Annotated in this window: 26 protein-coding genes; 13 read left to right on the top strand and 13 right to left on the bottom strand. The window is 62.0% G+C overall.

The window, feature by feature from the left end; genetic code table 11:
* The first annotated feature begins 45 nt into the window (after positions 1 to 45).
* The 5 genes from A4A58_RS15250 (at position 46) to A4A58_RS15230 (ending at position 2899) form a co-directional block, all read left to right on the top strand.
* Positions 46 to 435, top strand: coding sequence for a BA14K family protein (locus A4A58_RS15250; RefSeq protein WP_068733438.1), 390 nt, complete (start codon positions 46 to 48; stop codon positions 433 to 435).
* Between the two features lie 216 nt (positions 436 to 651).
* Complete coding sequence (gene msrA, locus A4A58_RS15245; protein WP_068733436.1) at positions 652 to 1368, top strand: peptide-methionine (S)-S-oxide reductase MsrA; 717 nt, start codon at positions 652 to 654, stop codon at positions 1366 to 1368.
* A 41-nt stretch (positions 1369 to 1409) separates the two neighbouring features.
* Positions 1410 to 1823 carry a peptide-methionine (R)-S-oxide reductase MsrB gene (gene msrB / locus A4A58_RS15240; RefSeq protein WP_068733433.1) on the top strand — a complete coding sequence of 138 codons (414 nt, stop codon included), beginning with the start codon at positions 1410 to 1412 and terminating at the stop codon, positions 1821 to 1823.
* A gap of 164 nt (positions 1824 to 1987) precedes the next feature.
* Positions 1988 to 2368 (top strand): hypothetical protein, encoded by a 381-nt coding sequence (locus tag A4A58_RS15235; protein WP_139069861.1) that lies wholly within the window; start codon positions 1988 to 1990, stop codon positions 2366 to 2368.
* Positions 2369 to 2614: 246 nt separating this feature from the next.
* Entirely contained in the window at positions 2615 to 2899 is a 285-nt protein-coding gene (locus A4A58_RS15230; RefSeq protein ID WP_068733430.1) for a hypothetical protein, read from the top strand.
* Between the two features lie 38 nt (positions 2900 to 2937).
* Here A4A58_RS15230 and A4A58_RS15225 read toward each other — a convergent pair whose 3' ends face one another.
* Positions 2938 to 3456, bottom strand: a complete 519-nt coding sequence (locus tag A4A58_RS15225) for a DUF4112 domain-containing protein (protein ID WP_244499771.1) — start codon at positions 3454 to 3456, stop codon at positions 2938 to 2940.
* Positions 3457 to 3651: 195 nt separating this feature from the next.
* Here A4A58_RS15225 and A4A58_RS15220 point away from each other — a divergent pair, with 195 nt between their 5' ends.
* Positions 3652 to 4143 (top strand): PAS domain-containing protein, encoded by a 492-nt coding sequence (locus tag A4A58_RS15220; RefSeq protein WP_204378181.1) that lies wholly within the window; start codon positions 3652 to 3654, stop codon positions 4141 to 4143.
* A 5-nt stretch (positions 4144 to 4148) separates the two neighbouring features.
* Here the strand turns inward: A4A58_RS15220 and A4A58_RS15215 are convergent, their stop codons facing one another.
* Both A4A58_RS15215 and A4A58_RS15210 read right to left on the bottom strand, forming a co-directional pair.
* The gene (locus A4A58_RS15215; protein WP_068733423.1) at positions 4149 to 5378 is read right to left on the bottom strand and encodes a GGDEF domain-containing protein; all 1230 of its coding nucleotides are present in this window, start codon (positions 5376 to 5378) and stop codon (positions 4149 to 4151) included.
* Positions 5379 to 5653: 275 nt separating this feature from the next.
* Positions 5654 to 6481: a lytic murein transglycosylase gene (locus A4A58_RS15210; RefSeq protein WP_068733421.1), complete on the bottom strand. Its 828-nt coding sequence runs from the start codon at positions 6479 to 6481 to the stop codon at positions 5654 to 5656.
* A 781-nt stretch (positions 6482 to 7262) separates the two neighbouring features.
* Between A4A58_RS15210 and A4A58_RS15205 the strand changes: the two genes are divergently transcribed.
* Positions 7263 to 7499 carry a hypothetical protein gene (locus tag A4A58_RS15205; RefSeq protein WP_068733419.1) on the top strand — a complete coding sequence of 79 codons (237 nt, stop codon included), beginning with the start codon at positions 7263 to 7265 and terminating at the stop codon, positions 7497 to 7499.
* Between the two features lie 4 nt (positions 7500 to 7503).
* Here the strand turns inward: A4A58_RS15205 and A4A58_RS15200 are convergent, their stop codons facing one another.
* From A4A58_RS15200 to dnaG, 6 genes are all read right to left on the bottom strand, one after another.
* Positions 7504 to 8691: a hypothetical protein gene (locus A4A58_RS15200; RefSeq protein ID WP_068733417.1), complete on the bottom strand. Its 1188-nt coding sequence runs from the start codon at positions 8689 to 8691 to the stop codon at positions 7504 to 7506.
* 1 nt (position 8692) lies between these two features.
* Positions 8693 to 9103: a DUF4345 domain-containing protein gene (locus A4A58_RS15195; RefSeq protein WP_068733415.1), complete on the bottom strand. Its 411-nt coding sequence runs from the start codon at positions 9101 to 9103 to the stop codon at positions 8693 to 8695.
* Positions 9104 to 9351: 248 nt separating this feature from the next.
* A complete protein-coding gene (locus A4A58_RS15190; RefSeq protein ID WP_204378180.1) occupies positions 9352 to 9645 on the bottom strand; it encodes a DUF2442 domain-containing protein in 294 nt (97 codons plus the stop codon).
* Entirely contained in the window at positions 9626 to 9901 is a 276-nt protein-coding gene (locus A4A58_RS15185; protein ID WP_068733411.1) for a DUF4160 domain-containing protein, read from the bottom strand. The genes A4A58_RS15190 and A4A58_RS15185 overlap by 20 nt, the downstream gene beginning before the upstream one ends.
* Positions 9902 to 10211: 310 nt before the next feature.
* The gene (rpoD, locus tag A4A58_RS15175) at positions 10212 to 12344 is read right to left on the bottom strand and encodes an RNA polymerase sigma factor RpoD (protein WP_068733407.1); all 2133 of its coding nucleotides are present in this window, start codon (positions 12342 to 12344) and stop codon (positions 10212 to 10214) included.
* 292 nt (positions 12345 to 12636) lie between these two features.
* A complete protein-coding gene (gene dnaG, locus A4A58_RS15170; RefSeq protein ID WP_068733405.1) occupies positions 12637 to 14667 on the bottom strand; it encodes a DNA primase in 2031 nt (676 codons plus the stop codon).
* A 343-nt stretch (positions 14668 to 15010) separates the two neighbouring features.
* Here dnaG and A4A58_RS15165 point away from each other — a divergent pair, with 343 nt between their 5' ends.
* The 4 genes from A4A58_RS15165 to A4A58_RS15150 all read left to right on the top strand — a co-directional run bounded on the left by A4A58_RS15165 (position 15011) and on the right by A4A58_RS15150 (position 17779).
* Positions 15011 to 15565, top strand: coding sequence for a chlorite dismutase family protein (locus tag A4A58_RS15165; RefSeq protein WP_068733403.1), 555 nt, complete (start codon positions 15011 to 15013; stop codon positions 15563 to 15565).
* 123 nt (positions 15566 to 15688) lie between these two features.
* Positions 15689 to 15967 (top strand): BrnT family toxin, encoded by a 279-nt coding sequence (locus A4A58_RS15160; protein ID WP_158005687.1) that lies wholly within the window; start codon positions 15689 to 15691, stop codon positions 15965 to 15967.
* Positions 15936 to 16256 carry a BrnA antitoxin family protein gene (locus A4A58_RS15155; protein WP_068733399.1) on the top strand — a complete coding sequence of 107 codons (321 nt, stop codon included), beginning with the start codon at positions 15936 to 15938 and terminating at the stop codon, positions 16254 to 16256. Before A4A58_RS15160 ends, A4A58_RS15155 begins: the two co-directional genes overlap by 32 nt.
* Before the next feature lie 305 nt (positions 16257 to 16561).
* The gene (locus A4A58_RS15150) at positions 16562 to 17779 is read left to right on the top strand and encodes an MFS transporter (RefSeq protein ID WP_068733770.1); all 1218 of its coding nucleotides are present in this window, start codon (positions 16562 to 16564) and stop codon (positions 17777 to 17779) included.
* Here the strand turns inward: A4A58_RS15150 and A4A58_RS15145 are convergent.
* Positions 17776 to 18171, bottom strand: a complete 396-nt coding sequence (locus A4A58_RS15145) for a gamma-glutamylcyclotransferase family protein (protein WP_068733397.1) — start codon at positions 18169 to 18171, stop codon at positions 17776 to 17778. The genes A4A58_RS15150 and A4A58_RS15145 overlap by 4 nt on opposite strands.
* An 8-nt stretch (positions 18172 to 18179) precedes the next feature.
* The gene (locus tag A4A58_RS15140) at positions 18180 to 19082 is read right to left on the bottom strand and encodes a transglutaminase family protein (RefSeq protein WP_068733769.1); all 903 of its coding nucleotides are present in this window, start codon (positions 19080 to 19082) and stop codon (positions 18180 to 18182) included.
* Positions 19083 to 19211: 129 nt separating this feature from the next.
* On the opposite strand from A4A58_RS15140, the gene A4A58_RS15135 reads away from it, so the two are divergent.
* A complete protein-coding gene (locus A4A58_RS15135; protein WP_068733395.1) occupies positions 19212 to 20015 on the top strand; it encodes an N-formylglutamate amidohydrolase in 804 nt (267 codons plus the stop codon).
* A gap of 48 nt (positions 20016 to 20063) precedes the next feature.
* Here the strand turns inward: A4A58_RS15135 and A4A58_RS15130 are convergent, their stop codons facing one another.
* Positions 20064 to 21038, bottom strand: a complete 975-nt coding sequence (locus A4A58_RS15130; protein ID WP_244499770.1) for a DUF3592 domain-containing protein — start codon at positions 21036 to 21038, stop codon at positions 20064 to 20066.
* A 69-nt stretch (positions 21039 to 21107) separates the two neighbouring features.
* Positions 21108 to 21725, bottom strand: a complete 618-nt coding sequence (locus tag A4A58_RS15125; protein WP_068733392.1) for a LysE family translocator — start codon at positions 21723 to 21725, stop codon at positions 21108 to 21110.
* A 114-nt stretch (positions 21726 to 21839) separates the two neighbouring features.
* On the opposite strand from A4A58_RS15125, the gene A4A58_RS15120 reads away from it, so the two are divergent.
* Positions 21840 to 22358 (top strand): SRPBCC family protein, encoded by a 519-nt coding sequence (locus tag A4A58_RS15120; RefSeq protein ID WP_068733765.1) that lies wholly within the window; start codon positions 21840 to 21842, stop codon positions 22356 to 22358.
* Positions 22359 to 22563 lie beyond the last annotated feature (205 nt).

The following is a 22563-nucleotide window of genomic DNA, read 5'->3' as shown; positions in this document are numbered from 1 at the left end:
CCCGCCCGACCGTTTGGGCCACTTACGCATAATAAGGAGCTCGATATGCATCCCGCAAAAATCCTGACGATGGCCACGATGATCGGTGCGAGTGCACTGGCGTTTTCGGCGCCGGCAACATCAGCGCCATTACTTAGTCAGCCCAGCCTCGCCAGTGCCGTACCGTCGGCCACCGAGAACGTGCAGTATTATCGCCGCTACGGTTATGGCCCACGCTACGGCTACGGTCCTGGCTACTATCGCCGCGGACCCAGCGCTGGCGCCGTCGTCGGCGGCCTCGCAGCGGGGGCCATCATCGGCGGCGCGATTGCGGCCAGCCAGGCCAACGCGGCAGCCCAGCAGAACGCAGCCTATTGCTCGCAGCGCTATCGCTCCTACGATCCGGCGTCAGGCACTTATCTGAACAACGATGGCAATCGTTATCCCTGCCCATAGGCGGACAGCGCCATCTCCAAACAAAAGCCGCGAGACTCACGTCCCGCGGCTTTTTCGTGCCTTCGTCAGATCCTCACGAACTCGTGTGCGGTATCGCGTAACAACCGGCACCCTCTTCCGTATCTCGGATGTGCCGACTGGAAATGCCGATTGCGAACCACGGGCTCCGGTCTAGACTGCCGACATCCGGCCATCGATCATCCAAGAGGACCTGCTATGCGCCGCTCCCTGTTCAGCCGCCTCTCGCTCTGCGCCTTTGCCGGCGCATTGGCGATTTCGACCGCCCTCGTCGCTCCCACTTTCGCCGCCGAAGAGGCTGTCATCATTCCCGCGCCGACGGCAGACGCATCGGCTACGACCGGCATTCAGACTGCTGTCATCGCGGGTGGGTGCTTCTGGGGCGTGCAGGGCGTCTTCCAGCACACCGCAGGCGTGGTCAACGCCGTGTCGGGTTATGCGGGCGGCTCCAAGAGCTCTGCCAACTACACCGCGGTGAGCACCGGTTCGACCGGACACGCCGAAGCGGTCGAGATCAAATACGACCCGGCGAAAATCAGCTACGGCAAGATCCTGCAGATCTATTTCTCGGTGGCACACGACCCGACCCAGCTGAATCGCCAGGGCCCGGATTCGGGTACGCAATATCGGTCGGAAATTTTCGCGACGACGCCGGAGCAGAAGAAAGTAGCGGAAGCCTATATCGCCCAGCTCAACGCCGCGAAGGTCTACAAGAAGCCGATCGTCACCAAGCTTGGCATGCTCGAAGCCTTCTATCCAGCGGAGGCTTATCATCAGGACTACCTGACGCTGCACCCGAACCAGCCCTATATTGCCTATAATGATATTCCGAAGGTCGAGAACCTGAAGAAGATCTTTGCCCAGAACTATATCGAAAAGCCGACGCTGGTGAGCGCGTCGAAGGTTACAAATTGACCTGAGCGCTCGCAGCCACGGCCAATCGGGAAGGAGAAAGAATGACCGATACCAAGACCACACCCGGCAAGGTCGAAAAGAGCGAAGCCGAATGGCGCCGCGAACTGACCCCGATGCAGTATGCGGTGCTGCGCGAAAAGGCGACGGAGCGTCCGTTCACCGGCGAATACGAACATGATCATACGCCGGGCACCTTCGTCTGCGCCGGCTGCGGCCAGACGCTGTTCGAGTCCGACGCCAAGTTCGATTCCGGCTGCGGCTGGCCGAGCTTCACGCAGCCTTCACGAGAAAGTCATATCGACGAAGAACGCGATGTGACCCACAGCATGATCCGCACGGAAGTGCTGTGCTCTAAGTGCAATGGTCATCTCGGACATGTGTTCGACGACGGTCCGGGACCCACGGGATTGCGCTATTGTATCAACTCTGCGGCCTTGAAACTTCAGCCTAAATAAATACGTATCCCGTATCGAACTGTTTCCATGCCCCGTGCGACTCATCGAAGTCTCGCGGGGCATTTCTGTCCAATACTTGTCCGTAAGCGCTTCGCCCATTGCCTGTTACTTGAACATGCCTCAGCGGCATGCACGTTTGCGAAGAAGAATAAGAAAGTACCAAGATGTCTACCCGTTCAAACCGTTTGTTGCTCGGCATTGCCCTTGCGGGTCTCATTCTCGAAAGCTTGGTGTCCCACCCCGCACTGGCGACCGACAAGGTGTCGCTGTTCAAGGTGATCACGGCCAAGGACGAGATCATCATCGGCATTAACGATGACCAGCTCTCCACTTTCGAAGCCAAGAACGCCGGCGGCGTCGCCAAGCATTTGGTCCAGAAGGGCACGCTGACGGCCTGGCAATACGCCGTGCGCAAGGCTGAAGCCGGGGCGCTGGAGCAGGCGCCTTTGCGGCAGGTGGGGCTTATGTCGACTGAGTCCCTGCGGGTCGAGCCCTATACCACCCCGCTGAAAATCGTGCCGCTGCCGGATGTGACCGGACAATAGGCAAATATTGGGCCGCGCGCGCCACTGCCCATGCCTTGAGCGAGCGCTAAGCTCTTTAAATCACAAAGCTATTACGGCAATACCGTCTGCGCACGGCGATTCATCATGCTGTATCGCAGGTGTCGCAATCGGCCAAAACGTGCTTATATTGGGGTCTGTCCTGAAATGATGTTCCGCGCGCCGCCGGATCGGCTGCATTGCGAATGAAGCGTCGTTTCGTTGCGTATTCAGATGAGGTCCCCGACCATGGCAGCTTTCAGCTACAACACCGCAGCCGAACTCTTCCCCGCCGCGATCCGCAAGAAAAAGCGTGCCGGTTTCGCCTATCGTCGTTTCGATACGGCCGCCGCCGCCGTCCAGTTCGCGATCGAGGAGTTGCCGGCTGACTCGCTGAACGGCGCGTATCTGCAGGTCGAGGAAGCCCGTTTCGACCAGAGCGGCATTCGCTCGCTTTATGAGAGCCAGGACTTCCCGCTCGAGCGCCGCGTGCGCGCCGAAGAGCCTGCGACGGACGACGCCGACGCGGCTTGAGCTTTACGGATTGAGACGATCGCAGCCCGGACTCTGAACTAGAGTCTGGGCTGTTTTTCGAGCCACTTGCGCAGCATTCTGACGTTGCGGACATTGGCCCGGAACATCACGTCGAACGCATCGCCGACAAACGGCACGATGCCGACAGCACCGTCCACCGCAACATTGCCCAGCATGCGCGCCGTCAGATGCCATGGCGCACCGAGCGCCCGCGCCTCTCGCACCACCCATAGCGAGATCGCCGTGGTGATGATGTCGCCCACGATCGGAATCAAGCCGATCAGGCCATCGATGCCGTAGCGGATCTTCGTGCCCGGCACGATGAAGGCGACGTCGAGCAGTTGCGCCAGCGCATCCAGCCGCGCCAGCCGTTGTTCGCGCGTGAGATTGGCAAACGGATTGGCGCCCGCTCCGAAGTCGAACCGAAAGCCCTTCGCATCCGGCCGAAGTTGCTCGGGCCGAACCTCAAAACCATCCTGATCGATGATCGGGCCATGCGCGGACGCCGCCTTGCGCGGGCGGCTGGCGTCGTAAGTGGTTGATTGACCTGTGCTCATCATCGCCATGACATGGGGGACACGCGCAGACTCTGCAAGCGGCATCGCGTCACGCCTCGTCGGGCTGTCCACCGCGATCCCCATATTTGCTGCGCAGAAACTCTCCAACCCCCGGTTGAATTGCAGGGAACCCGCTATATTCTCCCCCGCCGGGAACGGACGGGGGGATGGACGATGCGACGACCCTTGGGTGACGTGTGCCTCGATATTGCAAGCTTCGCCCGGGAGCGGAAGCACGAATTTCTCTCCTACATCCTGCGGCTCGCGGCAGCAGAGGCCTACAAGACCACGGCCGAGGACGACGCGTTCGAAATGCCGATGCCGCGCCGGCTCGCCGCCCGTGAACTGATCGCCGGTTTCTGGGACTGGGACATCAGCAACGACCGCAACTATCTTGATGCCGGAGCTGCCAGCTTCTTCAATGTCGATCCCGAAACGGCCGCGCGCGGTCTGCCGAACATGGCCTATCTCGCGGCGGTCCATCCCGATGACGTTGACCAGGTGCGCGCGGCGGTCGCGGCCGCGATGCGATCGGGCGGCATCTTTGAGTGCGAGTGTCGGCTGATCAAGAACGACCGGATCAGCTGGGTCCTCGCGCGCGGCAGTTGCACGCTGGACGGACATGGCCGCCCCGTCCGCCTGCCCGGCGCGATCATCGACATCACCCACGACAAGACGATGAACTGAGGCGATCAGGCCAGCTTGCGGGCGCGGTCGATGGCTTCGTCCATGTTGAGAGCCGGCACCATCGACGGCGCTTCGAGATCGCATAGGGCGAAGCGGTTCTTGCCGTCGTTCTTGGCGGCATAGAGCGCCTGGTCCGCAGCCGCGATCAGTCGCTCCGGATACTGCCCGACCTGCGGCTGCCACTGCGCAACGCCGATGGACGCCGCGACTGAAATCTCGCCCGGCGCGCAGGCCGCCGCATCGAGGCGGCAGGTCTCGAGGATGCGGCGCGCGATGTTTGCCGCTTCATGCAGCGTCGTCGCCGGCAGGATGATGCTGAACTCGTCGCCGCCGGAACGCGCGAGCAGATCGCCGGGGCGGAGTTTGCTCTGGGTCATCAGCGTGAAATGCCGCAGGCAGTCGTCGCCGGCGGCATGGCCGTGGCCGTCATTGATTTCCTTGAAGCCGTCGAGATCGATCGCCAGCAGCGCGAACGGCTTTTGCGTGCGGCGCGCGAGCGCGCATTCCTCGGTGAGGCGCTGTACCAGATGACGACGATTGGCGACGCCGGTGAGATCGTCGACCAGCGCAAGCTCGGCGACTTCGCCGCGCAGGCGGTCGATGGCCATCAGGAGGAATCCGAAATTCCACGACATCGCCAGGAACACCAGCACCAGCACCATCATGGCCTGAACATTGTTGAAATTGGCGAAGGTCATGCCGCCGCCGATCTGCGTCAGAGCGGCCGCCGAGCGCACGGCATGCACCACGACAAGCGCGATGGCGAGCCAGCCGGCGAGACGGGCGCCGGCATTGCCGCCGCCATCCTTGCGCGACAACAGCAGCGGCACGGTCATGGCAACGGTGATCGACTGGCCGCCGGAATAGATCAGCACGCGCACCGCCATGTTGTCGTGCCACAGCGTGAACAGCAGCAGTCCGGCCATGCTGGCGCCGACGATCGCCACTTGCGGGCGCCATCCGGCCGGGCGGCCATAGAACTGATTCATGCCGATGGTGGCGAGACTGGTGGCAAATAGCAAAAGACCGCCGCCGAGCACGATCGGGATCAGCGGATCGACATCGGTGCCGCGCAGCACCGAGACGGCGGTGCCAAATGCTGCGGTGAGCGCGGCTGCGGTCCAGTAACGCGCCGCGTGCAGGTTGGGATAGCTGGTCGCCACATAGGCCCAGACCACGCCGAGGGCGAGGAAATTGACGGTGAACACCGTGAACAGCGTGCCGACGTTCAACATCGGCTGTTACCGCCGCGTTGTGCGTCGCGCCTCTGCGCGCTGCTGTCGTTCCCCGCCATCACTCTCACCACTCGTTCCCAGCGGGTGGTAAAATGCAGCTTTGAGCCTTAACGGAATCTGACTCGCGGCGGATAATCCCCAGTGTGGTTTTGAAAGAGTGAAAGGGAATGAGTTAATCCGACTTTCACCATCGAGGTTCCCCAAGTTCGCCCGGCGGCCGCGCGGCCTAACGAAAGCTTAACGCCGCGCGCGCCCTCCCCGTATCGCCCTGTGGCCTATCGGCCGGCCGCGAGGCGATCGGCGAAATAGCCGATGGTCTTGCGATAGATCGTGGCCCTGTTCCACTCGCGCATCGCCTCGAAATTCGCCGTGCCCTCGCCGTAAGGCTGGCCGCCCTTGAAGCCTGCGGTTTTGAGCAGGTTCGCGGTCGAGGCCAGCACGTCCGGCACCGAGTGGCGCAGATCCACATGGCCGTTGCCGTCGAAATCGACGCCATATTTGATGTAGCTCGACGGCAGGAATTGCGTCTGGCCGAGTTCGCCGGCATAGGCCCCGATCAGGTCGCGCTGCGGCAGGTCGCCGCGCTGCAGGATCTTCAGCGCCGCGATCAGTTCGCCCTGGAACAGCTCGGTGCGGCGGCAGTCATGCGCCATGGTGGTGAGCGTGCGGATCACCGGCATCTTGCCGATATCGCCCTTGCCGAAATCCGACTCGAGGCCCCAGATCGCCACCACGATTTCAGGCGGCACGCCGAAGCGTTGCTCGATGCGCGACAGCAGCGAGGCGTGACGCTGCATCATCTGCAGGCCCATGGAGATGCGGCCCTGGCCGACGCGGGTCGAGACATATTGCTCGAAACTCTTGTTGAAGGTGCCGCGCTGGCGGCGATCGAACGACAGCACCGCGGGGTCCTGCGTCACGCCGGCAAAGGCCTGCGAGATCACGCCCTGCGACACGCCGGCGGCGGCCGCCTCCTGCGACATGGCCGCGATGAAAGTCTGAAAATCGCCGCCGCATTTGGCGGCCTGCGAGGATGTGGCCGCCAGCGCAACCGAGGCAAAGGACACAGCGGCAAAGGCAATGGCGGTGATACGATTGGTCATGAAAAACCTGCTGGGTTGGCGATACCGGAGTGTGGCATGACCGGTGTGTCCGAACAACGGCGCCCCGCTCCTGCGCCGGACATCCGCAGCGGACATATCGCCAGACATGCGTCATCGCCCCCATTGTTTGCGGCGCGGGGGCGCCGTCGTCTCTTGCATTCCCACCCTCCTGTGAGAGGGCGTGCGGAACGCCAGGTGCCCGTTGCACCCTTGGGCCTGATGCGATGCGGTCTTCCGCAAGGATAATGCATCAGGACTTTCGGAGGCGCCGAGCAAGTGCCCGACGTTCCGCATGCGGTGTTTTTTCGGTTGCTTGCGCTTCGCCATGGCGACGATCCCATCACCAAAATTACAGTCCCAGGGCGGAGGGACAGGGTGCCTCAAGCGAGTAAGCCGAACGCGTTTCGATTTGGTCGTCCGTCGCGCTGTCCAGGGCTCTTTCCATCCCAAGGTCGGCCGTCTCCTTGCCAGTGGCAGTGCTGGCGCAGATCCGTCCTGCCCGAAGACAGACGTCACCCCCAAACCGCGTAACGCCGCATCTCCGGCGTCCACCGCATCCAGCCCCGCGAACGTGACGATCGCGCTCGCCCCTCTCATCGGGGCCGGACGAAGGGGATAATAGTCCTTATTCCGAAATCGTCAAGAACAAATCATGAACTTTTGGTCGCAGGCTGGGCGGCGCGTCCCGCCGGTAACCACTGCCCGCTTTTGCCCACAGATGCATGCACGCTTTGCGCGCTAAGGCTTTGACTTCGCCTGCGCCATCCCCCACTTAACCGCCATGGCCAAGAAACCCGGTACCAATCCCAAAGGCGAATTCGCCTTCTTCAACGTCTTCTATGAAGACGGCTCGCAGCGCTCCAACCGCCGCGTGCCCTCCGAATTGCTGGGGGGACTCGACGGCGATGAGCCGGCCAAGGCCGCCATCGCCGAGCAGGACCGCGAGATCGCCGAAAAGTCCGGCCGTCCGGCGCTGGAAATCAAGAGCGTCGAACGCGTGGGCGCGAAGAAGAAGTAGGGATCTAGGCGCGGAGCAACGCGGGCCGCGGTCTACGAATGCGCCGTTTTACGAAGTCATTGATCTCGGCGATCGCACTCCCACTCAAGCGCCCCTGCAACCTCTTTTCGAATTCGAGCCACCGTCCCTCGTCCTGGTATACTTCGCCTATCTTCCGAATTTGAGAGAGATCATCATCAGACAACGACAGTTCCAACGATTCATTCAGAACATCTGCCGCATCTTCATCCCCCACAAGCTTTAAGAGTCGGTACGCGACTGTCGGCTCCATCAATCGTACAGCTTCAAATGCAAACGCGACGTCGTTTAGCAACTCAAACCCAGCTTCTAGATCTTTCTGATCAAGTACAAGCTTTGCCCAAGCAAGATCAAACTGAGGCGCGTTCAAGGTCCCCTTGAAGCGATCAACGATCGATGTGGCCGCAGCAAAATCCCGGCTCGCAGCAAGAAGCTCAATGAGCCGAACGACAGCCAAGTAACTTGGAGTGCTCGCCGAACTAACATAGTCCATCAATAGCTGAAGCGCTTGAGGCTTTCTTTCTGGAAGAAAGGAATTCACTATCGACAGGCCGATCCGAATGTCGCTCATTCCTGTCGAACGCCATACGGCTTCAGCGAACTCCGCAAATTTCCTTTGACTATCAACAGCGCGCTGCTGCTCGGCATAAGCTTGAGTTACGATGTCTATATGAAGATCATCAACACCGGATTTCGACCCAGCTAGCTGCCACATAAGGCTCGCCGTAGCTAACAGCTTATCGATCCCCACCTTTCGAACCTTGTAAAGCTTTAAGAGCGCTCGATATGCCTCTTGATCTGCGCAATACGTTGTAAGCGCTTCTAAGTCACTTTGAGCCCCCTCCGGATCATCCAGCAAACGACTAACGGCACTTTGAATTATACCACCCATCTCAGTAATACCTGTCCTAGCGTCTATAAGGAGGAAATCCGGAGCGAAAGTCGATTGAATGCGCTCCTTTAATTCCAAGAAGAAAGGCACACCTATCGGCTTGTCACCGTAGAGAATATCGTACCAACTAATCCTAGAAAGAGATCTCCAGTAGTCTCCTTCAGGAGCAGTCCCAGCTCGCATAATCTTAATCGAGCCCGCGCCGTTCGCTACCTTGATATCTACAGTAAAATCGGAAAGCGAATCCGGCATTTCACCGCTAGCTAAGAAGCTAGAGAGCATATCACCCCGCCGCACCCGCCATCTGCCTGTTCGTCATCACCTGCGCCGCGATGATGATCCACGGGAGCACCAGCTCCGGCACCAGATAGGTGATCCACAGCGCATGCGGTTCGGGTAGGCCGACTTTCGAGATCGACAGCACACGGCCGAGGCCGCCGACGAACACCGTCGCCGCCATCAGGAAGACCAGCGTGTTGTGCTCGCGAATGGTCGATGCCGCCCACAGGCCCATGACGCCCGACATCAGATAGATGCCGCCCATGAAGCGATGCACGTTGTCGAGCCGCGGCGCGGTCTCGGGCTGGCCCAGATACATCTGCAGCGCGCCGCCGAAGATGGCGATGGCGCCGACCAGAAACAGGCACACCTGGGCAACGCGCTGACTGAGCAGCATCGGGGCGAGCGACGTCATGGCAATGTCCTCGGGTGAAAATGTGCAACGGCAATACGTGACGCTAGCGCGGGAACGGGTGCAATCAAAGGGTGTGACGGAGTTATCAACGTAGGCCGCGTCGTGTGCGGTGCCCCTCTCCCTGACCCTCTCCCGCCTAGCGATGCTTCGCTAGAGGGAGAGAGGGAGCATGACGGCCGGTGTGCTGGAAGGGTAGGTTACGCTGCGCTAACCCGCCCTACGCTCACAAGCAGATGCGCTATGCCACCTTACTCCGCCGCGACCCGCGTTAGAGCCCCGGCATCGCGCAGTTGCATATAGAGATTGATGGGATCGAGATCGAAGCCGTTCGGCCATGTCGGCGCGCCATCTTCAACGAACACGCGCTGAAAGAAGGCGGGATCGCGCAGCGGCTCGATCATCGGGCCAGTCTCGGTGAGGAAATCCGCGCAATCGCGAACGCCTTCGTTGCCGTCCGAGAAACGCAGCCACAGGCGATGACCATCGAGTGCGCGCAGGCGCAGGACATCGACCATCGGCCAGTCATGTTGTGGTGTCGTCATCGGGTCCAGCGACCTTCTCAAGCGGCTGATGCGCACGGGCGCGTTGCCAATTATCGTGCAATTCGGCGCTTCGCGCCAGAGCCCAGCGCCGCAGTATCCGCACGGCCGTCGGAGGCAATTCGCCCGAGATCACCACGCCATCGGCGAGACGGACGATAGCCCTCGACCGGCCATAGCGCGCGTGGAAATGCGGCGGCTCATGGTCGTTGTAATACATCTGAATCAGGATGCCGTAGAAATGCGCGATGGTCGGCATGGGCAGCCCCCGCTCCCGCGACGATGAGTGGTATCAAAGTGCGGGAATGGGACGGCGTCAAGATCGGCGAGAGCAGCGTGTGTGGCGCCCCCTCTCCCCGGCCCTCTCCCGCCTAGCGAAGCTTCGCTTCGTCGCGCGAAGCGATGCTTCGCTAGAGGGGGAGAGGGAGCACTCCGGCCGGTGCGCGTGGCTCGACGCATCCCAAACGAAAATGCCCGGCGCGAGGCCGGGCATCGTCAAAGTCAGATGGATTGCCGGGTCATCTAGCGAAGCTCGCTTCGCGCTGCCCGGCAATGACGACTGAGAGGCCTCAGTTATCCAGGAAGCTCCGCAGCTTGCGGCTGCGGCTCGGGTGCTTCAGCTTGCGCAGCGCCTTGGCTTCGATCTGGCGGATACGTTCGCGGGTCACCGAGAACTGCTGGCCGACTTCTTCCAGCGTGTGGTCGGTGTTCATGCCGATGCCGAAGCGCATGCGCAGCACGCGCTCTTCGCGCGGGGTGAGCGAGGCCAGCACGCGCGTGGTGGTTTCGCGCAGGTTGGACTGGATCGCCGCGTCGATCGGCAGGATCGCGTTCTTGTCCTCGATGAAATCGCCGAGATGCGAGTCTTCCTCGTCACCCACCGGGGTTTCGAGCGACAGCGGCTCCTTGGCGATCTTGAGAACTTTTCGAACTTTCTCCAGCGGCATGCCGAGCTTTTCGGCGAGCTCTTCCGGGGTCGGCTCGCGGCCGATCTCGTTGAGCATCTGGCGGCTCGTGCGCACGATCTTGTTGATCGTCTCGATCATGTGCACGGGAATGCGGATGGTGCGGGCCTGGTCGGCGATCGAACGCGTGATCGCCTGCCGGATCCACCAGGTCGCATAGGTCGAGAACTTGTAGCCGCGGCGATATTCGAATTTATCGACGGCCTTCATCAGACCGATATTGCCTTCCTGAATGAGATCCAGGAACTGCAGGCCGCGATTGGTGTATTTCTTGGCGATCGAGATCACGAGACGGAGGTTGGCTTCCACCATCTCCTTCTTGGCCTGGCGGGCTTCGCGCTCGCCCTTCTGCACGCCGTGCACGATCTTGCGGAATTCGCCGATCTCGAGGCCCGTGAGGGCCGCGAGCTGCTGGATTTCCCCGCGCAGTTCCTTGATGCGGTCCTTCTCGATGGCGACGAAGTTCTTCCAGCCCTTGGCCGAGAGTTTCGAGACGCGGTTGAGCCAGCGCGGATCTAGCTCCGAGCCCTGATAGTTGCGCAGGAAGTCCTCGCGCGCGACGCCGTGGCTGTCGCCGAGACGCAGCAGGCGGCCTTCGAACGACACGAGGCGCTTGTTGATGTCGTAGAGCTGCTCGACGAGTGAATCGATACGCGCCTGGTTGAGGCGCAGCGACTTCACCTCGACGATGATCTCGTCCTTGAGCTTCTTGTACTTGCGCTCCTGCGACGGCGACAGCGAGGGGCCCTGCGAGGCGCTCTCGAGCTGGTTCGCGATGTCCTGTTCCTGCAGCTTGCGCAGCTTCTTGTAAGAGTCGGCGATCTTGTCGAAGGTCTCCACGACCTTCGGCTTCAGCTCGGCCTCGATGGCGGCGAGCGACATCTGGTTTTCGAACTCGTCGTCGTCCATGTCGCCGTCGGCAGCGCTTTCCGACGTGCTCTCGCCGGCGGGCTGGGCCGCAGGCTGGCCGCGCGGCGGAGCCGGACGGAACGGCGTGGCGGACGGCGGCGCAGCCGGCGGCGCGGCGACGGCTTCAGCGCCACCCTCGGCCACAGCTTCGCCATCGCCGGTGGGCGGTGCGATCAGCGCCGGGTTCATGTTGTTCTTGGCGTCGGGACCGGCATAGGTCGCTTCGAGATCGATGATGTCGCGAAGGAAGATCTTTCCTTCGTTGAGTTCATCGCGCCAGATGATGATGGCCTGGAAAGTCAGCGGGCTTTCGCAGAGACCTGCGATCATCGCCTCGCGGCCGGCCTCGATGCGCTTCGCAATGGCGATTTCGCCTTCGCGCGACAGCAGTTCGACGGTGCCCATCTCGCGCAGATACATGCGGACGGGATCGTCGGTGCGCTCGCCGGGCTCCGACTTCTTGACTTCGGTGACGGCCTTCTGGGTGACTTCGACGAGTTCGTTGTCGGTATCGTCGTCGTCGTCCTTGCTCTCTTCCTCGCCGTCACTGTCTTCGTTTTCGGAGACGTTGATGCCCATGTCGGAGAGCATCGACATGATGTCTTCGATCTGTTCAGGAGAGGTGGTATCAGACGGCAAGACGTCGTTGAGCTGATCGAAGGTCACGAAGCCGCGCTTCTTGGCCTGCTTGATCATCTTCTTGACGGCAGCGTCGGACAGGTCGAGCAAAGGTGACGGCGCGTCTGCGGAGTCCTTCTCCGGCGTGTCAGCTGCCTTGTCGTCTTTTTCCTTGTCCTTGGTCTGCAGCGTCTTTGCCTTGGTGGCCATTCAATGCTCCTGAAACGCGCTCACGCCGGGGGCGTCACCGCCCCGCTATCAATCCAGGGGGCGCACGCGCCCCGATCCAATCATCGTCACCGCTTGACGCACAAAGGGCGGCGCATATCCATCGCCACCCCCGACGTCGTCTTCGCGGTTTTCACTACTTAAGCCCCAGACCCTTAACGTGGAGAGCCTTAAGCCCGGATTAACCCTGTTTTTGCAGCCAAACCATGGGTTTGGCGAGTCTTTTCGCGGTTTGCCCGGGCACCATCCGCAGCAAAGTTGCCTTCGGCCGACATCACGAACTGCGCTGGAACCGCCCCGAGGATTCTCCGAATCCCTCGATCAGCGCCTCGATCCCGTCGACCTCAGCCAACCGGGCCTTCACATCGCGCAGCCAGCCGTAGTTCGTTTCGCTCGCTTCTGCGCCCAGAGCAAGCTCCGCGTCTTTAAGCTCCCTAAGTAATGAGTGCCACTGGCGATGCAAGGCAACGAGCTGCGTCCAGGTGGAAAGAACGTCCTCGCGGGCCGCGCCGGGCCGCGCCGCCCACACCGCCTGGGTCGTTACCGCCTGCTCAACATGTTGTAATTGCTCAGAATATCCGGCTTTAACCAGATCTGAACGCATTTGTTCACTTTGCTCGGCCTCATCGCCGTGATGATGCTCATGGGCAAAGGCCGCGATGATCGCCGCACGCAGCCGGTGCATCTCGGGATGGGCAAGTTCCAGCGCCGCCACCTCCTCCAGCCGGTCATGCAGCAGCCAGGGATGGTTGATCAGCGACTGCACGATCAGCGCTTCGCGCCGGGAAATGGCGCTGCGCTGGCCGCGCATGATCGACGACGTCGCAAGCTGTGGACTGACGACCTGATAGGGCCCGCGCTGGATGGTTTGCGGCCCGGCATTGGCCCCAAACCGCCCGCCGCCACTGATTCGCCCGGCTGGACCGGGGGTAAACGGACGCGGAGAACGGGCAAAACCGCCGCCTCCGCCGCCCGGCTGGAAGCCGCCGCGGCCACCGTTGTTACCGCCGTAGTTACCGCCGTAGTTTTTTGGGCCGGTGCCGAAGGCGCGCTGCAGCCGCTCGGTCATATCCTGGCGGTAGTATTTCTTCACGACATCATCGCGGATGCCGTTCGACAATTCGTTGATGCGCGCCTCCAGCGCCGCACGGCGCTCCGGCGTCGCGAAACTGCCGCCGGCGATCTCGCGCGCCCAGATCAGGTCCGACAGCGTGCCTGCCGCCGCCATCACGTCCTCGATCGCCGCGCGGCCGCCGGAACGCGCGAGGTCGTCGGGGTCCTGACCTTCGGGCAGCAGCGCAAAGCGCAAACTCTTGCCGGGCTTGAGATGCGGCAGCGCCAGTTCGGCCGCGCGCCATGCTGCCTTCTGGCCGGCCTTGTCGCCGTCGAAACAGAGGATCGGCTCGTCGGCCATCTTCCAGAGCAGTTGAAGCTGGTTTTCAGTCAGCGCGGTGCCGAGTGGGGCTACTGCCCCGGGAAAGCCGACGCCGACCATGGCGATGACGTCGACATAGCCTTCGACCACCACCAGCGACGCGCCGTCATGCGCGGCCTTCCGCGCCATCGGCAGGTTGTAGAGATTGTCGCCCTTGTGAAACAGCGGCGTTTCCGGCGAGTTCAGATATTTCGCCGGCGCATCCTTCTTCAGCGCACGGCCACCAAAGGCGATGATGCGTCCGCGCACGTCGGAAATCGGAAACATCACGCGATCGCGGAAGCGATCATAGGGCACCGGGATATCCTCGCCCCCGATCAGCAATCCGGCCTCGACCATGTCGGGCACCGGCACGCCGGCAGCGCCGAGATACTCCTTCAGCGCGAAGCGATCTTCGGATGCAAAGCCCATGCGGAACTGCAGCTGCACCGCGGGCGTGATGCCGCGATCGGCGAGATAGCCGCGCGCGCGCGCGCCCTCCCGCCCCACCAGCGTCTCCGCGAAGAATTTCGCGGCGAGATCCATCACGTCATAGAGCGTCTTGCGGCGCTGCTCATGGCGCGCCGCATCCGGCGTCGCCGCCGGCAGCGCGACGCCCGCCATCTGCGCCAGCCGCTCGACGGCCTCGACGAAACTGGCGCCATCGGTCTCCATCACGAAATTGATGATGTCGCCGTGCTTGCCTGACGAGAAGTCGTGATAAAATCCCTTCTCGTCATTGACGAAAAACGACGGCGACTTCTCCTGCTGGAACGGCGACAGCCCCTTCCACTCCCGTCCCGCCTTCTTCAACTTGACGCGCTTGCTCACGACTTCCGAAACCGGAAGCCGGGCGCGCAGATCGTCGAGGAATTGGGGCGTGAAGCGCATGGGGTGTACTGCATATAGGGCGCGCGGCGGCAAAGGCCAGAAATCGCCGGTTCGGCCCCATTATACACAGGGCGGCCGGGACTTAGAGCCACCCATCGTCATTCCGGGATGCGCGGAGACTGGCGAAGCCGGTCGGAGTGCAGACCCGGAATCCCGATGTGTTCATCACGTCTGGACACCGGCAGGCGAGAGGCGATGAACATGATGGGATTCCCCGCCATTCCAATTGGAATGGCTGAGGTTGGCGCGCGGCTGCCGCCGCTCGCGCCCCGGAATGACGTGGGTGTGGCAAGCTTGTGTCAATTAGCTTGAACTCCGCCGGGTTCCACGCTCTCCTTGCCCCATGTTCACGACATTCCGCGGCGGCAATAGCGGTGCATGGCAGGTGATCTCGATCTCACCCGTGAAGGGTGAGGCGCTGAAACCCGTTGCGGCGCTATCCATCACCCATGCCGACGCCATCTCACTGCCGCTGCTGCCCTCGCAGACATCCTGGCGCCTCGCCGGCGTCGCCAGCCACGTCCGCTATGTCGAGCGTACCGAGAAAATCGCGCTGGTTGCGGCACAGGCCGGCCTCGGCCGACCAGAGGCAACCCATGGCGCGCTGATCCCGATCCGGAAGAACGCGGCGTGGTGGGACATGACCCAGAACGAACGGCGAAGGATTTTCGAGGACAAATCCCGCCACATTGCCGACAGCCTCAAATACCTGCCCGCCATCGCGCGGCAACTTTATCATTCGCGCGACCTCGGTGAGCCCTTCGATTTCCTCACCTGGTTCGAATATGCGCCGGAACATGCGCAGAGCTTCGAGGATCTGGTTGGCGGCCTGCGCGAGACGGAAGAGTGGAGCTATGTGGAGCGCGAGGTGGATGTGCGGGTGGTGAAGGTGGCTTGACCAGCCGCATATACAATCGTATATACGACGATAGCTAACTCTTGCGTAGCAAACTCCCAATTCAGCACCCTATAGTTGCTGACGTAAGTCGGGGGCTTTGCGATGACAGAGAGCCTTACGCATTTGTTCGCCGGCATTTCCGAGTTCGGCTGGAATCCGCCCAAGCGCGAAAGCAATCTGATCGATCACAAGATCGACTTTGCTCACGTTCGACAAATCTTTGATGGCTACATTTTCGTCCGGAGATCGGACCGTCATGGCGAAATCAGGTACCAAATCTTCGGCTATCTCGAAGGGCGAGAAGTCGCCGTCGCGTGCACGATCCGCGGCACATTCTGCCACATCATCTCCGCGCGCCGCGCGCGAAAAGATGAGCGAAGAAAATATTACGATCGTCTCTAGATACGAACCTATTCGAGGCAGGACCGATTGGGCCGCACTCGACGCACTGACCGACGAACAGATCGAAGAAGCGGTTCGCAATGATCCCGACGCGGTGCCTCTCGATATCGACTGGTCGGATGGCGTCGTCGTCATGCCCGCCAGGAAGAGAGCGATCTCCATCCGCATCGACGAAGACGTGCTCGACTTCTTCAAAAGCGGCGGCGACGGCTATCAGGGCCGGATGAATGCGGTGCTACGGTCTTACATGCTGCAGAAGGCCAAGCCGAAGACCAAGAAACGGGCATAGTTCTCCCCGTCATTCCCCGCCACTCCACAGGAGCGGCTGAGGGCGGGACCGGCGCCGAAGGCGGCGGGGCCGAGCCCGGAATCTCGACATGGGAGTCTCCGGCAACGCCAAGCCACTTCAGGATTCCGGGGTCGCATGCGCTGACGCGCATACGCCCCGGAATGACGGCGGGTTATTCGCCACGTCAACCGCCCGGCGAGGCCCGAACATCCAACCTGCATGGCTCCCATTCAAGACGCCGCACTTCTGGCATGGCATCACATGCGCCATATCTCTCCCACCGCCCCGCCCGCCTGAAAGCCTCCATGTCCTCATCGCCCGAACATCCCGCCCGCGACTCCGGTCCCGGCGGCTGGCTGATTTTTTCCTTTGCCGTCGCCTGCGGCGTCACCGTCGCCAATGTCTATTACGCGCAGCCGCTGGTGGGGCCGATCAGCGAGAGCTTCGGGCTCGACCTGTCGTCGGCTGGCGTCATGCTCACCATGGTGCTGTTCGGCTATGTGCTGGGGCTCCTGTTCCTGGTGCCGCTCGGCGATCTCGTCGAGAACAAGCGGCTGATCCTGATCACGCTCGGCTGCCTGATCGTGAGCCTGCTGATCGCCGCGGCGGCACCAACGGCATCGATCTTCCTCGCCTCATCGCTGCTGCTCGGCGTCACCGCCGTCGGCACCCAGATGATCATGCCGGTGGTGGCGCATCTGGCGCCGGAGCAACGGCGCGGGCAGATCGTCGGCACCGTGATGAGCGGGCTGCTGTTCGGCATCCTGCTGTCGCGGCCGCTGGCCACCATGGTGGCCGGCTCGTTCGGCTGGCGCGCCGTGTTCATGATGTCGGCGGTGCTGATGTGCGGCGTATTCGCGCTGATGACGATCGCGCTGCCGCGGCGGCAACCGAAGCATGAGTTAACCTATGCGACGCTGATCCACTCGCTGTGGGATCTGATGCTGACCACGCGGGTGCTGCAGCAACGCTCGGCCTATCAATGTCTGCTTTACGGCTCGTTCAGCCTGTTCTGGACGGCGATGCCGCTGGTGCTGGAGCAGCCGCCATTTTCGTTCGGCCATATCGCCATGTCGGCCTTCCTGCTGTCGGGCGCCGGCGGCGCATTGGTGGCGCCGCTTGCGGGACGCCTCGCCGATCGCGGCCGCGGCGATCTCGTGACCGTCACCGCGATGCTGCTAGTGCTGGTGAGTTTCGTCCTGACCTGGATCGGCGGCCACACCGGCGGCGCGACGGCGGTGACGCTGTTCGTGATCGCGGGCATCCTGATCGATGCCGGCACACAGGGTAATGTCGTGGCCGGACAACGCGCGATCTATGCGCTCGCCGGCCATATCCGCAGCCGGCTCAACGCGCTGTTTCTCGCCTGCGCCTTTTTCGGCGGCGCGATCGGTTCGGGCTTCAGCGGATTTGCGGTGGCATCGGGCGGCACCTCGATGATCGCGCTGATCGGCATCGGCGCGTCGCTGGTGGCGCTGGCACTATTCGGGCTGGAAGTCGCGAGCCGGAAAAAGGCGGCCTAACGCGCGAGAAAGCGCCCGGACATGATGCGCTTCGTTTCATCGACCGGCTTGTTGTAGATATAGGTCCAGGCTTCGCCCACGCTGCCATCGGCGAGCGTCACAGCGATCCGTTCACGCAGATATAGCGTCGGCTGCGGATGGCCCGGCCCCACACTCTCATAGTCGTCGAGCGCCACCATCAATTCATCCGGCTTGCGCAGCCGAAACAACTCGCCGAACACGATGTCATTCGCGTCATCGGAATGCAGCAAGCCCGGATAATGCGCGATCATATAGAGCCTGCCACGGCACGAGGCCTCGCCGAGAAAATCCGCACCGGACGAGAGCAGTTTCGACATTGGATGATCGAAACCGCGCATCAATGTGCCGTAGACGAAAACGCGATCGGGCATGACGGCGGTTAGACTTTCTCGGCAAGTGCGGCATCGTCGCCGGCTGAGACCACATTGATACTCACATCCATGCCGAGAAACGCATCCGCCGAGCCCATATAGGTGCCGTGCAGCGGCACCGCCTGACGCGGATCGCGCGCGACGGCGACGCGAATGAGATCCTTGCTGCCGATGATGCCATTGGTCGGATCGAATTCGATCCAGCCCGCGGCCGGCAGATAGACCTGTACCCAGGCATGGGTCGAACCGCCGCCGACATAATTGTGCTCGCGGTCGCCATGGATGAACAGATAGCCCGACACGAAACGCGCAGCGATGCCGAGCCGGCGCAGCGCCTCGATCATGAACAGCGCGAAATCGCGGCAGGTGCCGGATTTGGTCTGCAGCGTATCGAGCGGATGCTGGGTACCGTGTTCATAGCGCTTGCGATAGGCGAACTGTTTGCGAATGCCGAGCGTCATGCCGGAGAGAATGTTGAAGGTCGGCGTGCGGCCCTGCGGATCGAGAAAGCCGCGCGCCCAGGCCGCGAGTTCGCCGTCGGGATCGCCATATTGCGGGCGGATGAATTCCTGCAGATCGGGCAATTCCTCGGCATCATAGAGGAACGGATAGAAATAGGCCTTGTCGTCGGCGGTCAGCGCGAACTCGTCCGACGGCAGATGCTCGATGGTCGCGGTGGATACGAAAGTGAGCTTTCGCGCGCGCTCGTCGAAGGTGGCGATGGCTACCGAATTGCCGAACACATCGTGGATCCAGCGCAGCGATGCAGGCTCGGGCGTAATGTCCAGTCTGCCGTTGAGCATGCGCAGATCGTGGCCATCGCGCGGCCGCAACATGACCCGGTGTTCGCCGAATGCGACGGGATGCGCGTAGCGATATTCGGTCTTGTGATGAATCGTGAGCAGGGGCATCAATGGTTCGTTCATGCGTGATTTGTCCCGTGTAATTTATACGGAAGAAGTTTTTACGGAAGGCCCGGGAATCACAGGCCGGGATGCCGCATCGTTAGGCAATATCGGGAAAAAACGTTGGACAGAGCCTTGGATAGCGATCAGGACACACCACTACGTCTCGGGCCCGGGGAGGTTCCTCCCGTTCTGGAGCTCAATATCCGGGGAACGTCCCCTTTTCTCCTGACCTGCGATCATTACGGCCGGCTGATTCCCGAGATGCTGGGCGATCTCGGCCTGCCCGAGAGCGAGCTCGTCCGCCACATCGCCTGGGATGTCGGCATCGCCGGCGTCGCCGAGCAGATGGCCAAGGCGCTCAACGCGCATCTGGTAGCCCAGCGCTATTCGCGGCTCGTCATCGACTGCAACCGGCCGCCGGAGGCCGTGAGCGCGATTCCACTGATCAGCGAAGCCACGACGGTGCCGGGGAATGACGGCCTCACGCAGGAACTCAAAGCGCGCCGGCGCGAGCTGATCTTCGATCCGTATCACCGGCGCATCGGCGAGGTGATCGATACCAGGCTGGCGAGCCGCCAGCCGACGGTGCTGGTGTCGCTGCACAGTTTCACGCCTGTCTATGCCGGCATTCCCCGCCCCTGGCACATTGGTACGCTGTATCAGCAAGACACCAGACTGCCGCCGTTGCTGCTGCATCATCTGCGCGCCGAGGCCGATCTGGTGGTGGGCGATAACGAGCCTTATGCGGTCTCCGATGCCACCGACTACACGATCCCCGTGCATGGCGAAAAACGCGGCCTGATGAACACCGGCATCGAGATCCGGCAGGATCTGATCACCGACCCAAGTGGCCAGACCGAATGGGCGGAGCGGCTCACGCGCATCTTCACGGAGATCGAGGCAACGCTGATCACGCCGCGCGCATCGCATCTCTAGGCTCTGACGCCGGCGTAGCTGCCAATGCACCTGCGCGGCATGAGGTGCCTAGCCGTGCGTCGCGATGAAATAAGCCACCACCACAAATCCCGCCGCGACCGCCCACAGGAAATAGGCCGCGCGACCACCGGGGCTCAGCGTCGAGTCAGACGGGTTGTCCGGATTGACGAAGACCTTCACAGCGTCACCGTTTTTGTAGTCCATCCCGAACAGCCGCAACTGCCATGGCGGCGGGTTCGGGTTGCTCGTGCTCAAGCTCCCGGCGGATCCGATATAGGCGACGTGGTTGAAATGATAGTTGTATTGCACGTTCCGGGTCTGCATCACCGGCCCGCTGCGACCGGTGTCGCTGTCACGGCTCACATAAGTCTCGGGTGCGCCCAACTTGACGATGCCGGGCACCACCGGCCACTTCTTGGCCAGAGACCCCTGCCGGTGTAGCGCCAACCCGAACAAGGCAACGAGGAAACCGAATCCGCAAAGCGCCGTCACAATCGGGGACACCTTTGGATCGACAAGATGTGCGGCGATAAACTCGTTGATGCGGGCGGCACCAAAGATGCCGCCGACCACGATCGCCAGCACGATGACGGCGGCGATGCCCAGGCAGCCGCCAATGCCCTTCGGCATCTCGCGATCGAGCACCGCGTCGCGCGGGTGCCGCGGGTTGTAATAGACCATCACCGCGGTGCCGACCGGATAGCGCGCGATAGTTTCCGCGACTTCGAAATTGCCGCGGTCCTCCCCGATGCTGACGCGGTTGTTGGTGAGCTTCTGTCCGCTGACGGTGTATTCGTAGACGATATTCGCAAAATTGCGCTTTTCGGTGCGTTTGCGATCTTCCCGCGTATCGTCGAGCACCTTGACGTCGCGCACATCGGACGTCGAGACAATCACCTTGCCGAAGGTCGAGGGCCAGTCGCTGGCAGCGCGGACCTGCAGATATTTATAGCCGGCAGCGACCAGGATCAGGGCGAATGGCGCCAGCAACATCGCATAGACGAACCAGGGAATATCAGGCACGGCGAATCCTTGCGGCGCGAACGCCGGCGGCGCCCTCAGATCGTTGGACGTGCGGACGCGGCGTAAGGTTCAGCGGGCTCGCGTCAGCGCCAGCCAGACGCCGCCGCCGATCATGAAGCCGCCGGAGATGCGCGACAGCAGTCGCGTGCGCCGCGCTGAGAAGAATTGTCGCGCGCGGCCCGCCGCCACGGCATAAACCATGTCCGTCAGCGCCGCCGTGACCATGAACGTCGCGCCGAGGATCGCGACCTGAACGATATGGTTCTTCTCCATGTCGACGAATTGCGGAATGAAGGCGCCGAAGAACACCAGCACTTTCGGATTGCTGAGCAGCACCATCATGCCCTGCAGGAAGAAACCGCCACGCGGCGGCGCCGGCGGCGTATCCGCATCGATGCCCTCGACCGGCGCGCGGACCATCTTGATGCCGAGCCACACCAGGTAAGCAGCGCCCGCGAAGCGCACCCAGTCGAACCAATAGCCCATGGTCGCCATCAGCGTCGCAAGCCCCAACGCGACGATGCCGATCACCACGGCAAGCCCTGCTTGCGTGCCGGCAATGCTGATCATCGCCGCACGCGTGCCGTAACGCAGCCCGTTGGCGATCACCAGCGTGACGTTCGGGCCGGGGAGCAGCGCCAGCGCAATGCAGGCGACGACGAAAGCGAGATAGACTTGAAGCGACATGGTGTTGTTCCCACGTATTATTACTGGTTTGCGACGGACTTTAATTGCGGACGTCCGCAAAGTATAATCCTGCCCTGTCGTCAGGCCAACGCAGCAATCCCTGAGGGTATGCGCATGGACATCACGAAGTTCAAACCTGCGATCGTCTACACGATCTATATCGCAGCCACGCCCGAAAAAGTGTGGCAGGCACTGACCTCGGCGGAGTTCAGCCGGCAGTATTTCTCCGGCTTCGCGGTGCAGCTTGAGGGAAACGTCGGCGGCGCGTTCAAGGTGCTCGCGCCGGATGGATCGCTGCATGTTTCGGGCGAGGTGATCGAACACGACCCGCCGCGCAAGCTCACCATCACATGGGATGTGAACTGGCCCGGACTTGTCGAAGCGCTCGGCTCGACGCTCGTCACCTATGATCTCATGCCGTCGGCCGAGACGGTGAAGCTGACGATGACGCAGGCGCATGACCGCGCGTTGAGCGACGACGTCCTGTCCGGCGGACGCGCAGGCTGGCCGGCGATCCTGTCGAGCCTGAAGAGTCTGCTGGAAACCGGCAAGGTCCCCGCGATCCAGATGGAGCCGCCACTGAAGCTGCTGGCGGCGCTGAAGGAGATGGGAATCAAGGTGCCGGGGATGTGAGGCGAAGCGCCGGCCGTGCGCTCCCTCTCCCCGCATTGCGGGGAGAGGGGTGGGGTGAGGGGCAAGGGCACGTCGATGCAGCAGTTTTCTTCTATCGGGTCGGTGCGATCCGGTAGTTTCTCGATTGTTGTGAATGCGTGCCCTGCCCCTCACCCGCCGCGAAGACGCGGCGACCTCTCCCCGTAAAGGACGGGGAGAGGTTAGC

It is taken from the genome of Tardiphaga robiniae (genome assembly GCF_001618955.1).
Lineage (GTDB): Bacteria > Pseudomonadota > Alphaproteobacteria > Rhizobiales > Xanthobacteraceae > Tardiphaga > Tardiphaga robiniae_A.
The sequence above is the reverse complement of the archived record's forward strand: the minus strand, read 5'-3'. Positions and strand labels throughout refer to the sequence as shown.

What these genes read in the sequence shown, in the direction of transcription:
- A4A58_RS15250 (WP_068733438.1), top strand. Translation starts at nt 46, where the DNA reads ATGCATCCCGCAAAAATCCTGACGATGGCCACGATGATCGGTGCGAGT.
- msrA (WP_068733436.1), top strand. Translation starts at nt 652, where the DNA reads ATGCGCCGCTCCCTGTTCAGCCGCCTCTCGCTCTGCGCCTTTGCCGGC.
- msrB (WP_068733433.1), top strand. Translation starts at nt 1,410, where the DNA reads ATGACCGATACCAAGACCACACCCGGCAAGGTCGAAAAGAGCGAAGCC.
- A4A58_RS15235 (WP_139069861.1), top strand. Translation starts at nt 1,988, where the DNA reads ATGTCTACCCGTTCAAACCGTTTGTTGCTCGGCATTGCCCTTGCGGGT.
- A4A58_RS15230 (WP_068733430.1), top strand. Translation starts at nt 2,615, where the DNA reads ATGGCAGCTTTCAGCTACAACACCGCAGCCGAACTCTTCCCCGCCGCG.
- A4A58_RS15225 (WP_244499771.1), bottom strand. Translation starts at nt 3,456, where the DNA reads ATGAGCACAGGTCAATCAACCACTTACGACGCCAGCCGCCCGCGCAAG.
- A4A58_RS15215 (WP_068733423.1), bottom strand. Translation starts at nt 5,378, where the DNA reads ATGTTGAACGTCGGCACGCTGTTCACGGTGTTCACCGTCAATTTCCTC.
- A4A58_RS15210 (WP_068733421.1), bottom strand. Translation starts at nt 6,481, where the DNA reads ATGACCAATCGTATCACCGCCATTGCCTTTGCCGCTGTGTCCTTTGCC.
- A4A58_RS15205 (WP_068733419.1), top strand. Translation starts at nt 7,263, where the DNA reads ATGGCCAAGAAACCCGGTACCAATCCCAAAGGCGAATTCGCCTTCTTC.
- A4A58_RS15200 (WP_068733417.1), bottom strand. Translation starts at nt 8,691, where the DNA reads ATGCTCTCTAGCTTCTTAGCTAGCGGTGAAATGCCGGATTCGCTTTCC.
- A4A58_RS15195 (WP_068733415.1), bottom strand. Translation starts at nt 9,103, where the DNA reads ATGACGTCGCTCGCCCCGATGCTGCTCAGTCAGCGCGTTGCCCAGGTG.
- A4A58_RS15190 (WP_204378180.1), bottom strand. Translation starts at nt 9,645, where the DNA reads ATGACGACACCACAACATGACTGGCCGATGGTCGATGTCCTGCGCCTG.
- A4A58_RS15185 (WP_068733411.1), bottom strand. Translation starts at nt 9,901, where the DNA reads ATGCCGACCATCGCGCATTTCTACGGCATCCTGATTCAGATGTATTAC.
- rpoD (WP_068733407.1), bottom strand. Translation starts at nt 12,344, where the DNA reads ATGGCCACCAAGGCAAAGACGCTGCAGACCAAGGACAAGGAAAAAGAC.
- dnaG (WP_068733405.1), bottom strand. Translation starts at nt 14,667, where the DNA reads ATGCGCTTCACGCCCCAATTCCTCGACGATCTGCGCGCCCGGCTTCCG.
- A4A58_RS15165 (WP_068733403.1), top strand. Translation starts at nt 15,011, where the DNA reads ATGTTCACGACATTCCGCGGCGGCAATAGCGGTGCATGGCAGGTGATC.
- A4A58_RS15155 (WP_068733399.1), top strand. Translation starts at nt 15,936, where the DNA reads ATGAGCGAAGAAAATATTACGATCGTCTCTAGATACGAACCTATTCGA.
- A4A58_RS15150 (WP_068733770.1), top strand. Translation starts at nt 16,562, where the DNA reads ATGTCCTCATCGCCCGAACATCCCGCCCGCGACTCCGGTCCCGGCGGC.
- A4A58_RS15145 (WP_068733397.1), bottom strand. Translation starts at nt 18,171, where the DNA reads ATGCCCGATCGCGTTTTCGTCTACGGCACATTGATGCGCGGTTTCGAT.
- A4A58_RS15140 (WP_068733769.1), bottom strand. Translation starts at nt 19,082, where the DNA reads ATGCCCCTGCTCACGATTCATCACAAGACCGAATATCGCTACGCGCAT.
- A4A58_RS15125 (WP_068733392.1), bottom strand. Translation starts at nt 21,725, where the DNA reads ATGTCGCTTCAAGTCTATCTCGCTTTCGTCGTCGCCTGCATTGCGCTG.
- A4A58_RS15120 (WP_068733765.1), top strand. Translation starts at nt 21,840, where the DNA reads ATGGACATCACGAAGTTCAAACCTGCGATCGTCTACACGATCTATATC.